The sequence below is a fragment of the Natronocalculus amylovorans genome (assembly GCF_023638035.1).
Taxonomy (GTDB): Archaea; Halobacteriota; Halobacteria; order Halobacteriales; family Haloferacaceae; genus Natronocalculus; species Natronocalculus amylovorans.
In genome coordinates, this window is record NZ_JAKRVX010000001.1 from 539,530 (window position 1) to 554,639 (window position 15,110).

Here is a 15,110-nt window from a genome sequence, read left to right on the forward strand (position 1 = left end):
CCGCCTAAATCACAGTACCATGATTATTATAAATGATGGTTACGCAGTGGCGAAATAACATTTCACTGACCGAAACACAAGAGTCGGTTCGAACAGAGATTAGCGCGCTGTGTTCGGATTTTGACGAGGCGTATTGGCGACAGAAAGATGCAGAGGGAGAGTATCCGTTTGATTTTGTTGAGACACTCGCGGCAGAAGGGTGGCTTGGAACGCTTGTCCCCGAAGAGTACGGTGGCAAAGGCCTTGGAACCGAAGAAACCGTTGTCATGATGAACGAGATTGCTGCAAGCGGGGCAGGGTTTAGCGGTGCACAGACCGTTCATGCGGCAATCTACAACTCCTCACCGCTTGTTGCATACGCGAGCGAAGAGATGAAACAAGACCTGCTTCCACGGGTGGCAAGTGGTGACGCTTGGATCCAATGTTTCAGTTTAACCGAACCAAAGGCGGGATCTGACTCAACCGCAATGACAACCGAGGCGGTTCGTGATGGAGACGAATACGTTGTCAACGGCGAGAAGTTGTGGACCTCTCGGATCGACGTGAGCGACTATCTTGTACTCGCAGCGCGCACAACCCCGCGCGAAGATGTGGAGAAAAAAACGCAGGGCGTGTCGCTGTTTTTAGTTGATATTGAAGCCGGTCGTGAGAACGGATCGATCGAACTCGAAGAGATTGACAAGACCGTAAGCGGCGTTGTCCATTCGTTCCGCGTAACATACGATGACCTCCGGATTCCGGCGTCGAATCTCATTGGAGAGGAAGGACGGGGGTTCTACCACGTGTTGGATGGATTGAACGAAGAGCGGCTTGTAATCGCTGCAGAGTGTGTTGGGTTGGGCGAGTTAGCGATTGAAAAAGGCGTCGAGTATGCGAATGAACGAGAGGTGTTCGGTCGAAAAATTGGGCAGAATCAGGGCCTTCAACACCCGCTTGCAGATGCCTATGCACAGATCCAGGGTGCAAAACAGGTGACATTCAATGCGGCCCAGCAGACGGATGCCGATCGAAAAACGGTCGGCGCACAGGCAAATACTGCAAAGTACCTCTCCGCAGAAGCAGCCTTTGCAGCCGCAGATGCAGCTGTTCAAGTTCACGGTGGCAGAGGTGTCGATCGCGAATATGACGTTGAGCGATACTTCCGAGAAGCGCGGCTGACACGACTGGTTCCGATAACACAGGAACTGGCACTCAACTACCTTGGGGAGAACGTCCTTGGGCTTCCACGATCATACTAAAAAAAACAATGACTGACGAAAACAATACAAAAAAACAGCTCGTTGAGGGATGGCACGGACGCTACTACGAAGATTTCAGCGTCGGAGATATCTACAAACATCCGTTTGGCCGAACCGTTACCGAAACCGACAATGTGTGGATGACGAACATCACAATGAATCTCAATCCGATGCATTTCAACGAAGCATATGCAGCGGAGACGGAGTTTGGCGAGCGGCTTGTGGATGGAACGTTCGTTATTGCACTTGCCGTTGGAATGAGCGTAATTGATGTTTCGGTGAACGCAACCGCCAACCTTGGTTATGATACGATTCGCCATCATGCACCGGTGTATCATGGAGATACGATTTTTGCAGAGAGCGAAGTGATCAAAAAGCGTGAGAGTAGTTCGCGTGATCATGTCGGGATTGTGACCACGGAGCTGCGAGCATACAACCAAGACGGAACAAAGGTGCTCTCGCTCGAGCGGACACCGATGGTACTCAAACGAGCGTATGCAGAGCCATCAGCCGCACAGCCACCTGGATGGCCGGAAGGAATTGGTGTGCAGCCGGACACAACGCAAACACCAACAGACGAATGAGTTTCGACCCACAAGATGGGCGGATTCAGGGTGCGGTTCCACGCAGTACTGCGGACAAAGCCGCAGCACTCGTCCCGACGGATGCCGTCATTCCGGTCAGTGGCTTTGGTGGTGTTGGCTACCCGAAATCCGTGACACGATCGATCGCAGCGGATGATCGAGAGATGGAACTCACAGTCATCAGCGGTGGTGGTGTTGGTGCGGAAGTTGATGATGCACTCGTCGAGGCAGGTAAGCTCGCACGAAGATACCCATTCCAGACCCGACGCAAAGTACGCGATGCAATCAACGAGGGGACCGTTGCGTTCCACGATCGACACATCTCTCGCGTGGGCGATGAAGTCCGGCTTGGTGATTTTGGTGAGCCGGATGTTGCGATTGTTGAGGCCGTTGCGGTCGGCGAAGACTGGTTGATCCCCTCAACCTCAATCGGAAATACACCAGCGTTTGTTGCAGCCGCTGATGCACTAATTGTTGAAGTAAATCATGCCCAACCGATCGAGCTGGCACAGGTACACGATGTGTACACGCGGGCGTTGCCACCGGATCGAGCACCAATTCCGCTTGGTGGGCCGATCGATCGGATCGGAACGCCAAAGATCGAGTTCCCGAGCGAGAAGCTCATTGCAGTTGTCGAGACCGATCGATCGGATACTCCCTACGAGTTCCGCGATCCAACCGCTGTTGACCTACAGATTGCAGCGAATCTCGGATCGTTCCTTGAGGCGGAACTCGAACGAAATCCAATGCTCAAAGAGCGCGTCCATCTACAGTTTGGCGTCGGCAGCATGGGCAATGCATTAATGGGAGCGTTAGATGAGATCGAGTTCGGTGATCGTGATGTGATCTACTTCGGAGAGGTGTTCCAAGATGGGCTGCTCGATAGCATCGATAGCGGACTGCTTACTGGGGCAAGTGCGACATCGTTGGCGCTGTCTCTGGATGGGCAGGAGCGGCTGTTTGCGGATATCGATCGATATGCCACGGATGTTGTGCTCCGACCGGCAGACATCTCGAACAATGCGGCGCTCATCGAGCGATTTGGTGTTGTCGGAATTAATAGTGCAGTCGAGGTAGATCTGTACGGAAATGCAAATGCAACGCATATCAATGGGACACATGTGATTAATGGCATTGGTGGTGGGGGAGACTTCAATCGGAACTGCCGTCTAGGCATTATTGCGCTTCCATCCACCGCAGCAGGTGGAGACATCTCAAAGATCGTGCCGATGACACCACACGTGGATCATACCGAACATGATCTATCTGTGGTTGTCACCGAACACGGTGTTGCTGACCTGCGTGGGTTAAGTCCGCGTGAGCGTGCTGAGGAAATGATTGCGGTTGCTGACCCACAGTACAGAGAACAACTGGAGCGTTACCGATCCCGAGCAAAAAAATCAAGCGGAAATATCATGCACGATTTTGCGACAACCCACCGCTGGGAGACTGAATGAGATTGGGATATAAATGCCAATATAATTATTTATTAAAATGTGAGTTGGAAATTTTTGCGAGAACAGCGGCTGAAACAGGGGTTTAGTTGCGGAATATCTCATCAACTGCGACACCCTTATACCAACGAAAGAATATGATGGATACGTATGCCTACAGGTGACATGCCATCACGGCGCGATATGCTCAAGGGCGCAGCGACGCTGGGGGTTATCGGGTTAGCTGGTTGTACAGGCGATGACGATGATGGAACGACGACCATCACGATTGGTGGAACGTCTTCGGGTTCCTCTACACAACAGGCTGGCCAGGCGCTCGCGCGAGCAGCGAGCCAGCACAGCGACATTGTCGAGATTTCAGTCCAGCAGACAGATGGATGGACTGCAAATCTGTATGAGTATGATGAAGGACAGATTCCTGCGATGGGTGTTGACAACAACTCGTTGTCACAGGCGCTGAATGATTCAGGACCGTTCGGAGATGAGCCTGTTGAGAGTCTGCCCCACCAAGGATTTCAGTTTACTTCGTTGGAGATGCACTGGGTTGCACTCGAAGGGAGTGGTATTGAATCCACGGAGGATATTCGAGAGGGTGGATATACGATCTATCCAATCCAGCCTGGCTTCGGTACACGCCTCCTGACGGAGGATGTTATTCGTGAAGCTGACATGTGGGATCAAAACGAGATCTCTAATGTAGATACAGATGACATTCCAGGTGCAGTTGAGGAAGACCGAGTAGATGCACTCTGTCTCTACGGTTCAAACGGTGTTGACCTTGCGAGCTGGTGTCAAGAGGTCGATGTTCGAAGTAATGAACGCCTCAACCTGATTGAGGTTGATGATGACTTTATTCAGACGATTGATGACCATCCTGGAGCAATCCTTCTCGAGGATTTCGAGCCGTACGGCTACCAACAGGATGTAGACGCAATCACAGATACCTCAGCAGGATGGGCCCTTGCAGGCCAGTGGGCATTTAGTCCAGAGATCCCTGCGGAGGCAACCCGTGAAGTCTGCCGCCTTGCAATAGAACACGAGGAGACGCTCCGTGAGGCAGACCCAACAACGCTCGAATACTCGCCAGAGGTTATGACAGAGACAGTCATCCCGGAGCTTGAAATCCATGAAGGGGTTGCAGACTTCTTCGAAGATGAAGGCGTTTGGGACGACTCCTGGACTCGTGGCGAAGCAGAATAAGTAACAAATAATCTTTATTTAGGGACGCAGACGGATGGTAGACACAACTAAAGAAACGGCTGTATCGCCCGGTTCAGATAGTACAGATGATGAGCAACTGCTCGCAGATTCCGAGTCACTGGTTCTTGCAGAGGGAAGTAGAGGTCGCAAACAGCTTACGTTACTTGTCGCTGCAGTTGGATTTTGGATATTCAACTTTTGGATATTACCTCAGTTCCTTCCAGGTACCATACAAGCGGTGATTGTTGCGCTTGGGTTGGCGGTATTCGTTGGGGGGATCTTGAAACTCTCCTCAACCGTCGACGATCGACTTCGGTTTGCACTACTTCACGGGTCATTACCATTCTGGTTGAGCGTGATGTGGTACTCAAGCACACAGTTGATTCCACGGGGGCAATTTGGGGTTGCATTCTTGGGTGGCATTCTCGTGTTATATGTCATTTCGCAACTTGCAGATCCAATCAACAACAGGAACTACCTCGATCTGTTTGGTCTGCTTTCCTCGGCAGTAATTGCAACTGTCACCTGTGCGTATCTATACACGAATTATCAAGCAGTAGCAATTGATTCGGTTGGCCGGGCAACACAGCCGGAACTGGTTATGGCAGTTGCATTTACGGCTGCAATGATTTTCCTTACGTGGCGAGCGTTCGGAATGACGTTCCTTGTGGTGGTTCTTGCAGGGATTGGATACGGACTGTTTGGGATGTTCGCACCAGGAGCGCTAAATCACCCTGGCCTTTCAGGAACCCGTATACTCCGTATTCTCGTCGTGAGTGTAGATGGATTCTTCGGGTTCCTTAACCGGCTTGTCGCAGCATGGATTGCACTGTTCCTCTTGTATGCCGGATTGCTGAAGGCGTATGGTGCATTTGATCTTATTCTTCGGCTTGCAGTTCGATCGGCAAAATACATTGATTCGGGAATCGCACAAACAGCAGTTGTCGCGAGTGCAGTGATTGGATCGGTAAACGGGAGCCAAACGGCAAATGCAGGCATGACTGGCTCATTTACCATCCCACTCATGAAAGAAGCCGGTATCGAGCCGGAAACTGCAGGTGGTATTGAGTCGGTTGCATCAACTGCTGGGCAGGTGCTTCCACCAGTGATGGGTGCAGGTGCATTCGTCATGGCATCGCTGATCACTGGCGTCTCCTACGTTGACGTGATTATTGCAGGACTGATCCCTGCATTCATCTTGGTTGTCTCGATCGTTATTGCAGTGCACTACGTTGCAGCGCCACAGATCGAAGATCCATCGATGTCTGGATTGATTGGCGATCCACTACCGACACAACAAATCGTTCTCGAGGCGATCAAATATGGAGTTCCGCTAGCAGTCTTGATCTTCATTCTCGGCGTGCTTCAGTGGACCGTGATGACGGCTGCACTCTACACCTCGGTATCGATGATCCTATTTGGGATTGGAATTCCAATTATTTCTGCAGCACTCAATCGAGAAAGCATCATTACCGCATTCATCGACACCATCAAACAGACGCTCGATGGTGCGAGAGAGGGAGTTATTGTCTTAGCACCGGTGGCGATCATTCTCGCGTCGATCAACGGTGTTGTTGATATTCTACAGACAACCGGTGTTCCAACCGCAATTTCGCTCACACTCATCGAGCTTTCCGGTGGTGTACTGCTGATTGCAGTCATCCTTGCAATGATCATTTGTATTCTACTTGGCCTCGGTATGCCAACGACTGCAGCATACACGATCGTTGCACTGCTGATCGCACCAACACTGATCAATCAGTTCTTTATCCCTGACTTCGCATCACACTTCTTCGTGTTCTACGCAGCGATCTTAGCAGGGTTAACGCCGCCAATCGCAACCTGTGTGGCTGTGACATGTGGTATCTCCGGCGGAGGCTTTTGGACAAGCTGTCGGGAAGCATTAAAAATCTCGGCACCGCTTTTCGTCCTGCCATTCGCCTTTATTTACCATCCGGAAATCGTGTCGGGAGTGTTCAACTACGCATCACTCTCTGCAGGAGCGCTCGCACTTGTTGGGGCAATCTCGATCATCCACGGAATTAATTACCGATTCGCCTTTGGACGAGCTCCAAAATACGGGCTCCGGGTGGCGTTCTTCGTGCTTGGTATTGTTGTGATGGTCTATCCAGAACAGCTGGTCCAGTTGGGTGGAGTCGCCGCAATCGGAGCGCTCTACATGCTCCAGATTGTCGCTGGAAGCGCCGCACCGCTTGATACGTTGAAAGGGATTGTTGGAACGGTCACTGGACGACGCGATCAGTAGCTCCGTTCTCGCTGTTATTTATTCTGGCAACTCTTTTTGAGGCGTGGAAACTGGGCAGAATAATCGGAGATCGGAGCAGCGGAAATACGTGGGCCCAGTCATGCCAGTCGATCGGACGCTACCAACGATCGAACGCAGGGAAATACTAAAATAGGGCCTCAGCGAAGCCACCATCTCTCAGAGATTTGCTTCCCCTCAAAAGCAAGTAAGATACAAGACAGCGATCATGTTTATAAACAGCCGTTAATTGTGGAGCCAAAAACCGCAGATATATACTGGTATATATCAATCATAGATAATTTTACACAATCTGTGTATATGGATATGGTATGCCCCTCCACGATCGACGAGATGTGTTACGAGGTGTAGGATTGATGCTACCACTATCAACGACCGGTTGCCTCGGACTCACAACTCAAGATTCAATTGAACTCGAGTATTGGATGTACGGGGTGATAACGGACGGAATGGAAACAGAGAGAACAGGGGCAGAAGAACTGTTGGACGCTCTGGGACGAGACGACGAGACATGGGTAGTTGTTAGAGTTCTGATGAAATATGGGGAAATCAAATCGAGTGACTTGTTTAGAGGAACACAAGTGGAAGCAAACGGATATACTGGTTCTATGGTTGGATTATCGCTCGTTGTGCCGACTCAACAAAAACCAATCACCTCATCTGAGGAGAATTTTGTCCTGGAAGAAGGAATGTTGGCTCTTATGTATTATCACCTAGACCACACCGTAGAACAGGCCGAATGGCTTACAGGAGGCCTTGAGAGCAAATTTGACAGTATCACCCTCATACATCGGGGATCGTAGTGTAATAACTGCTCTTTTTATTTTATTGTCTCAGTTCATCACTCAGGCCAGGATCTCCGCCGGCGGCGCAAGGTCGCGCCGGCCACCGAAGGTGATGAAGAACAGCACACCCAGCCCTACCGCATACGCGAACAAGAGCGGGATCGTCACAAGGAACATGGTCATGATGTCCGCTGGCGTAAACACCGCAGCGAATGTCAGCATGGTAATAAAGACCTCACGCCAGCGCTTTCGCATCGATCGGTACGGCACACCAGCACTGTTCAGAAGTACCATCATGATTGGGATATCCGCAAGGAACCCAATGCCGAGCGTGGTGAAAATGATCAGCCACATGAAGTCGTTAATCCGATAGCTGATAATCATGTTCGCTGCGAGCGCATCAGCTGCGAGGAACGAGATTGTCACCGGGGCGATAATCGAGTATCCTAGTGCAAAGCCACCGACCATCCCTGCCGTAAGTGCGCCAGTCCAAATGTAGACCGATCGCTGATGGCCACGGACAAACCCAAGCTCTCTGAGCGATGGCCACGCATAGTACGCGATAACAGGCAGTGTAACAAAGATTGCAACAAGCACCGAGAACTTGACCATAAATATCAGTGCCTCAACCGGATGCAGCGTAATAACTGAAACGGCGTCACCGGGAGAACCCTCAAGCAGCACTGCGGTTCCTTGTTCGAACCCAGGATGTGTCCCATCGCCGCCGGAGACTACTTCGGCCGGCATCCGGCTGAAAAAGTCCTCTCGGACGTCGCGAAGTCCACCCACATAGAGCCACGCAAAGATACCACCCATTGCGAGCAGGAATGTTCCGACGATACGGAATGATCGCGATCGGAGGCTGTCGAAAATAAAGACGATATCTTTGTAGTAGCCGCCAATATCGTCCGAGTCGGTCTCGCCGTCGGTAAACTCACCAAGGAACGTGTCGCTTGCCCGTGAGGTTCGATCGCTGATGCTCTCAGACTCGCCGGATGTCTCTTCTGCGGTACCTCCCTCTCCGTCCGCGTTTTCGTCACTGGAATCCTCACGGAGATCTTCAGTTTCGTCGAACCGATCGATAATCGCTTGTGCTTTCTCCGTGTCGTCATTCTCCAGTGCTTGGGATGCATACCCCATCGCTTCATTTTCAGAGAGTGAAGCAAACGCTTCCGGGGGCGCAGCCTGGATACCTGCAGCATCAAGCGTTGTCAGATCAAGCGCGGTTGGGTCACCGAGGTTACTCTCTGGACTTCGGGTTGCGGCATCGAGTGCAACGTAGACGTAGTAAGCAACACCAAAGAGGGCGAATATCAACCCGAGGAGTGCACCGTAGATGAGCAACGAAATTTCCGCGGATGCAAAGCCAGCGTCAGGAGGGAGAATACGGTAGTCGCTCCCAACGCGGGCTAAGAGATCATTCGTTGCGGTTCGACCACCGTATTCGTGGTAGCCGTAGACCACAGCCATTCCGGTCGCAAATAGTCCGATAAGGACGTTCCAATGTGCTCGGATTGCAGCCTTGACATCAATCCGCTCGCTCCCGCGTTTTGCGGTGACAACAATCTTGGCGAGATAGAGGCTGAGTCCGTACAAAACGATCAACGGAACCGCCCACATGATCTGTGTAAACGGATCTGGTGGCGAAAAGAACGCACCGAAGATGAAAATACCGAGCACAGCATGTCGCCATTTGTCTCGGAACGTTTCATACGGAACAATTTCCGCGTATGAGAGTGCGGTAATGAATAGCGGCATCTGCGCAGCAAGCCCGAAGGAGACTGTCAAAAGAACGATAAACTCGGTCCACATGACGATCGAATACGTCGGTTCAAATCCGGCATCAAAACCGAACTCCGCAAGGAAGCCGAACATGAACGGGAAGAAGACATTAAAGCCGTACGCAGCACCGCCGAGGAACAGCAAGATCGCAAATCCACCAATTGAAAATAGCTTCCAACGCGGAATCGGTGCTTGTGGCCAGTAGCCTCGCTCTCTCAGGGCATCCCGCGAAAAGTACAACAAAACCGGAAGTGCGACAAAGATACCAACTACAAGTCCGATCTTTGCTTGCAAGAGGATAACGTCGAACGGTGTTGTCGCAATGATTTCGAAACTCTGTCCAACCTCGGCGCGCATCCGAGATTCTGTGATGGCTTTGAGCCAGTCCCAAATGTACGTTCGGAGCGTCCAGAACGTAACGAGAAATCCAATAAGAAATGCGACGAAGACTTTCTGAAGATCCTTCTGGGCGGATCGAAGGATCGCGTACAATGTATCACGACCTTCCAGCAATGTTTGCTGTGTATCTTCGCCGAGCGCGCTAGACATATGTGAAAAAAGCCGACTCGTTGTTATCAACTTTTTCTCTCGGGTCGCATGGTATTCGAATTGTTATCAGCGTAGATCAATCCGAAAAGGCCTATAACGGATCACGAATGATTCACTAGTGAATGGGAGAGAAGTCGGAACGCTCACCCCACGACGAATCGACCGATCGTGATCGAAAAGAGCGTTCATCCGACGATTCGTCGGAGCAGCCTTCCTCGGAAGAGACAAGCGAGGAAACAGTCACCGAAGGTAGAGAGAGTGACGACGACGTGGGTCTGGCTGCAAGGGATATCGATGTGAACGGTACGAACACAGAAAGGGATACAAACGAAACCGACCAGCCAGAAGATTCCGAAGACACAGAAGATGTCGAAGAGGAGGTAGACGCTGAAGAAACATCAACAGACGGTGGGTCTACAGCATCTGTTGGTGTTGGAAGCGAGATCGATTCGGGAACCGAAACCGGAGGTTCAGATGACGTCGACGAAGAGTTATTTGAAGCTCCCGACGAAGATGAGGAGATGCCGCTCGCAGATCACATTGATGAGATGATGCGGCGTCTCGGTGTCGTCTTCGCGTTTGGTGGGGTTGCGATGTTGATCACATATCCATGGGCAGGAGATACAATCAATTACCTATGGGGCACACACATCCCACAGCCAAATGTGAATGCTCCTCGAATTTACGGCCCGTTGGAGTTTATTCTTACAAAACTGAAGGTAGCAGGCCTTGCAGGGTTGTTGGTTGGGCTCCCGGTGTTCGTGTATCAGACATACCGATTCATGAAGCCTGGGCTCTATCGGAATGAACGGAAATACTACCTTGCATCAGTCCCGACGAGCCTCGTTCTCGGGATTGTTGGCGTGCTCTTTGCACATTTCATAATCTTACCGTTTATTTTTAGCTACTTTACCGTCTACACAGAGGATGCAGCAGCAGTTGCATTTGGCCTCCGAGAGACGTTTGCAATGATGCTTGCGTTGATGGGCTACATGGCCGTGATTTTCCAGATCCCGCTATTCATCATGCTTGCAATTATGATGGGCCTTGTGACGCGAAAATGGCTCGAAGACAAACGGCTCATCTTCTGGGGGTTGTTCGTGGGAGTTGCATTCACGTTCACTGCTGTCGATCCAACAGGAATGGCACCAATCATTATCGCATTAACGATGATTGCCCTCTTTGAGATCACGCTCGCGCTCCTTCGGTGGACCGGGAATTAGCCGATAGAGCGATCAGTCTGTCTTTGTCTCCCCCTCGTTTTCAAACCGATCATACAGATCGGCTTCATCGACACGAAATTTGTAGGCAGGTCGATCGTCGATACAGATATACGGAACCCGCTCACCGTACTCCGATTGGAGCGCTGGGTCCGTGTCAACATCAATTTCGGTGAGCGAGATGTCAGTGTTTGTGTCGTCGCTGATCCGCTCGATCGTCTGTTTGGCCTCATCACACAGGTGACAGTTCTCTCGGGAATAGACGGTGATTGAGATAGGCTCGGGAGTCATACTCAATCTCTCGTCGGTAGAGCAAAGATTACACCGATATCATGAGAAGACAGTGTATGGCGACGATCGTGCTAGTTCGACACGGAGAGACAACATGGAACGCAGACGGACGAGTTCAGGGATGGGCACCAGTCCCGCTGAGCGGTCGCGGCCATGAACAAGCAACCACGCTTGCAACAGCGCTTGCCGAACGATACAGCGTCGATCGGCTCATCAGTTCGGATTTACGACGAACGCTCGAAACAGCAAGACCGATCGCCCGTGAAACAGGCGTTGCGGTTGAGCCAGATTCCGCATGGCGTGAACGAGATTTTGGGTCGTTACAAGGACTTGATTATCGGGCGTTATTTCTGGGTTATCCGGAGTTTGCGTTGACAGAGGTGGGCTATACGGCAGCAACAGCTCGGCCGGAGAGCGGTGAGAGCTTATTGGATCAACGCGACCGTGTGTTGGCTGCGTTCGATCGGCTTGTGGACTCTCTTAGTGAAGATGAAACAGTAGTTGTCGTGACGCATGGTGGAACGCTGTACCTGATTATGGGATGGCTCAACGGATTAGACATCATCGCAACTGTGACAGAGCAAGAGCAAGGAAACTGTGCGATCAATGAGTTAGATGTCAATTCAGAGAATGGAAAGACATCAATTATTTCTGAAAATGTTACAAAATAATAACAGAGTCATTCGTGCAAGATATCAAGTGACGGAATATCATTCTGTTTAAAATGTGTTGCATGCTCAATAAATTCTACGGAGAGATCGTACGGGTAATAAATAGGTATATTTGCGAACGTGGAGGTCGGTGATTCCGAAAGGATATGTAGTATCTCTTCGTTCGAGAGTGCTACTGTTTTCGAAGCGATAGTTCCCATCAGTTGGAACGAGCCTTCCTCAAAGAATTGGTCAAATATTTTGACGGATCCAATCGGATGGTGATTAGTGAACGAAGACGTTGTTGTAAGTTCAAATAGGTCGTCTGTGATTGGAGAAAGGTCAAATTCTGCAGGAACTCTTCCATCAGGTTGGAGCACAATCTGTTGAGTAGTAGCTCCAATTAATTGAGAAGAGACGGGAATGCTTGAAGCAACTTGAGAGACAGAGATACCAGCGGCTATTAACACACTCATTGAAAATAAGTCAACAACATCCGGATGTCGATTAAATGACATTCCACAAAGCAAACCAACATGGTTCAGCTGTCTGAGGTTTTGGAGATCAGTATCATTGACAACTGAAATGACAGAAGGTAGTTCACTAGTTATTGATGATAGATCTACAGTCCCATCTGAGCATCGTACGAGTCCATCTGAGATTGGATGATCAATATATATGAGATCAGCATCCGACTGAAAAACACGCTGAAGTTGAGCCACGGTTGGTGCTGTAATAATAGTGCGACGATTATCCAATAAGGCAGAGAACCTGTTTGGTGCGGTGCTAAACAGTTGTTCAAGGGTTTCTGCGCGGTGTGTATCTGTAAACACGAATACGGCTGAAAATTCGGACGGATCAACTGCAGTGTATGAGAGCCCAGTACGATAGGAATCAGTCGTTAGAAGCGTTTTTCCAGTCGCAGGGGAGACTGTGGTTCCATGAATAGATGATTTGTTGTATTTTGATGATGTATAAGCATCTAAATTCTGGCCGACACGAATATTTGCGAGGTCATTACACAAATATGGTAATAGTTCCATATCATCCGGGCCTTCTCGAAGCGTAGCAGATAGAGGCCACTTTGGAAGATATGGTTCAAGAGTATCGAACGGAACTTCTAAGTACTCCATAAGTTGTTCAGAGAGGGTCAACTCAGAGAGGTTCTCTGGATAGAATGGAAGTTTCTCTGCAACGTACTCATACTCCTGTCGAGGAAGTGAATAGTATCCACCGATTCGAGTTATAGTATCCAAATAGAAACAGCTGGACAGTAGTCGATTGACAGTTTCTGTGAGCGAATGTGTGGGTGTTTCCAATGGTTCAGCGTAACCTAGGTCAAGATGCAGTGCTGGCTCGTCACCAAGTTCGAGGTCGGCCCCGAAATAATATACAAGTGGTGTAACGCGATATAAGTCTGCATACGACGGTTTGACAGTGACTCGGATACCGGTGTCCGGTTTGGAGAGGTGCTCAGGGATATAGATTTCAGACCCATGTTCTATTTGCGGTGGATGCCCTCGTAGTGACGGCCAGGATCGTTCAGGTGAGAATTCTTTAATTGAAGATCCAAGATACGGGAGTACACGAGCCAACGACTCAGGTGAATCGGGAACAGTAATCGTTGCCTCAGGTAGTGTATGATTTGATCGAGCGCCAAGTACAATATTGGTCGAAGTGTCGAACGTGACTGTGAACTCAGTATCAGAGTGATACCCACCAGCGAATGCTGCTGAAAATGCACCATCACAGACTCGGATATAGATTTTGATGTCAGCAGTAATATCGAGGCAATATGTCCCTCTTGAGAGATCTCGTGGAGTCGTAGAGAACGAACCAAGATCATCACCGTACTCGTCACGTAGTCGAATTGTGGTTTGTGACTGGAATGTAAGTTTCTCCGTCTCAAACGAGATCGCATTATCAACAGGGAATAAAAACCGATCGGTCAGCGCAGGTTGGACCGTGGATAATCCGTCAGCGTCCACCTGTAATGAGCCGCCGCCAAGTGTATCCTTGATTGTGACAGTACTGTCAGAGATAGAAAATGTAACGCGATCAGATCCCGCACCCGTATCGTTCACAGGGAGTAAAATACAGCAACCTATTTGACTGTGTTGGAGTGATTCATTTACTGACAATACTCACTATACAGAGGAATCACGCTCAGTGTGTTGGATACTCTTGGGAAAACACGTTATCGATTGCCTCTTGCTCACTATATGCATCGTTTGCAGGGCTTACGCTACCGGTCTCGTATCCATGCAGATCGAGTGTAACATGATCGAAGCCGACCTTAGAAAGGTGTTCTCTTGCAGCATCAACAAAGTCCGGGTTGAGCGCGGCGGCGAACTCCTCGCGAGCAATTTCAATGCGAGCGAGACCATCATGATCTCGGACACGGAACTGAGAGAACCCCCACGTCCGAAGGATGCGCTCTGCTTTCTCAACACGGGAGAGCCGTTCTTTTGTGACGGAGAGACCGGTTGGAATGCGAGAAGAGAGACATGCCATCGATGGTTTGTCCGCAACAGACAGCGCGTACTCGTCCGCGATTTCCCGCACTTCGTCTTTCGAGATATTGTGTTCAAGCAGGGGTGACCGTATCTCAAGTTCTTCAACAGCACGAAGCCCGGGTCTGTGGCCTTCACCCGGGTCAGATGCATTAGTACCATCACAAACCGTCTCAATACCGAGATCGTGAGCGGCGTCATACATTTTTCCGAGCCGCATTGTTCGGCAGTGGTAACACCGATCGGCGTCATTCACGACGAAGTCTGGATTTTCTAATTCAGAAAACTCGACAATCTCGTGTGAGATACCAATTTCCGCTGCGACGGATACTGCATCTTCCAGTTCTGCTTCTGGGAGCGTCTCGCTTTTTGCAGTGCACGCAACGGCATTGTCCCCGAGTACGTCGTGTGCCAGTGCAGCAACCACACTTGAGTCAACACCGCCCGAAAATGCGATGAGAACTCCGTCCCGATCGGCAAGATCATCGCGTACGGCGGCTGCTTTCTCGGTGGCGTTCATGCCCGTCGTTGGTGGGCGGATGAGAAAAGCGCATTGTATA

General features: G+C 50.3%; 12 protein-coding genes. 8 read left to right on the plus strand and 4 right to left on the minus strand.

Translation table 11 applies throughout. The features are described from left to right. Window positions 1-35 precede the first annotated feature (35 nt). The 6 genes from AArcSt2_RS02860 to AArcSt2_RS02885 all read left to right on the plus strand — a co-directional run bounded on the left by AArcSt2_RS02860 (window position 36) and on the right by AArcSt2_RS02885 (window position 7,563). Window positions 36-1,238 (plus strand): acyl-CoA dehydrogenase family protein, encoded by a 1,203-nt coding sequence (locus AArcSt2_RS02860; RefSeq protein ID WP_425493643.1) that lies wholly within the window; start codon window positions 36-38, stop codon window positions 1,236-1,238. A gap of 8 nt (window positions 1,239-1,246) precedes the next feature. Then, window positions 1,247-1,822, plus strand: coding sequence for a MaoC family dehydratase (locus tag AArcSt2_RS02865; RefSeq protein ID WP_250582793.1), 576 nt, complete (start codon window positions 1,247-1,249; stop codon window positions 1,820-1,822). Continuing rightward, window positions 1,819-3,279, plus strand: a complete 1,461-nt coding sequence (locus tag AArcSt2_RS02870) for an acetyl-CoA hydrolase/transferase C-terminal domain-containing protein (RefSeq protein WP_250582795.1) — start codon at window positions 1,819-1,821, stop codon at window positions 3,277-3,279. The genes AArcSt2_RS02865 and AArcSt2_RS02870 overlap by 4 nt, the downstream gene beginning before the upstream one ends. A gap of 147 nt (window positions 3,280-3,426) precedes the next feature. After that, window positions 3,427-4,476 carry a TAXI family TRAP transporter solute-binding subunit gene (locus AArcSt2_RS02875; RefSeq protein WP_250582797.1) on the plus strand — a complete coding sequence of 350 codons (1,050 nt, stop codon included), beginning with the start codon at window positions 3,427-3,429 and terminating at the stop codon, window positions 4,474-4,476. Window positions 4,477-4,510: 34 nt separating this feature from the next. Next, complete coding sequence (locus AArcSt2_RS02880; RefSeq protein ID WP_250582799.1) at window positions 4,511-6,742, plus strand: TRAP transporter permease; 2,232 nt, start codon at window positions 4,511-4,513, stop codon at window positions 6,740-6,742. 329 nt (window positions 6,743-7,071) lie between these two features. Further along, a complete protein-coding gene (locus AArcSt2_RS02885) occupies window positions 7,072-7,563 on the plus strand; it encodes a hypothetical protein (protein ID WP_250582801.1) in 492 nt (163 codons plus the stop codon). A 42-nt stretch (window positions 7,564-7,605) separates the two neighbouring features. Here the strand turns inward: AArcSt2_RS02885 and tatC (AArcSt2_RS02890) are convergent, their stop codons facing one another. Beyond that, window positions 7,606-9,876 carry a twin-arginine translocase subunit TatC gene (gene tatC, locus AArcSt2_RS02890; protein WP_250582803.1) on the minus strand — a complete coding sequence of 757 codons (2,271 nt, stop codon included), beginning with the start codon at window positions 9,874-9,876 and terminating at the stop codon, window positions 7,606-7,608. A 122-nt stretch (window positions 9,877-9,998) separates the two neighbouring features. Here tatC (AArcSt2_RS02890) and tatC (AArcSt2_RS02895) point away from each other — a divergent pair, with 122 nt between their 5' ends. Continuing rightward, window positions 9,999-11,099, plus strand: a complete 1,101-nt coding sequence (gene tatC / locus AArcSt2_RS02895; RefSeq protein WP_174652598.1) for a twin-arginine translocase subunit TatC — start codon at window positions 9,999-10,001, stop codon at window positions 11,097-11,099. Between the two features lie 12 nt (window positions 11,100-11,111). Here the strand turns inward: tatC (AArcSt2_RS02895) and AArcSt2_RS02900 are convergent, their stop codons facing one another. Continuing rightward, window positions 11,112-11,387, minus strand: a complete 276-nt coding sequence (locus tag AArcSt2_RS02900; RefSeq protein WP_174652597.1) for a glutaredoxin family protein — start codon at window positions 11,385-11,387, stop codon at window positions 11,112-11,114. A 56-nt stretch (window positions 11,388-11,443) separates the two neighbouring features. On the opposite strand from AArcSt2_RS02900, the gene AArcSt2_RS02905 reads away from it, so the two are divergent. After that, window positions 11,444-12,058, plus strand: coding sequence for a histidine phosphatase family protein (locus AArcSt2_RS02905; RefSeq protein WP_174652596.1), 615 nt, complete (start codon window positions 11,444-11,446; stop codon window positions 12,056-12,058). Window positions 12,059-12,066: 8 nt separating this feature from the next. Here the strand turns inward: AArcSt2_RS02905 and AArcSt2_RS02910 are convergent, their stop codons facing one another. After that, complete coding sequence (locus tag AArcSt2_RS02910) at window positions 12,067-14,121, minus strand: hypothetical protein (protein WP_250582805.1); 2,055 nt, start codon at window positions 14,119-14,121, stop codon at window positions 12,067-12,069. Between the two features lie 82 nt (window positions 14,122-14,203). Beyond that, window positions 14,204-15,070 carry an ATP-dependent sacrificial sulfur transferase LarE gene (gene larE / locus AArcSt2_RS02915; RefSeq protein ID WP_174652594.1) on the minus strand — a complete coding sequence of 289 codons (867 nt, stop codon included), beginning with the start codon at window positions 15,068-15,070 and terminating at the stop codon, window positions 14,204-14,206. Window positions 15,071-15,110 lie beyond the last annotated feature (40 nt).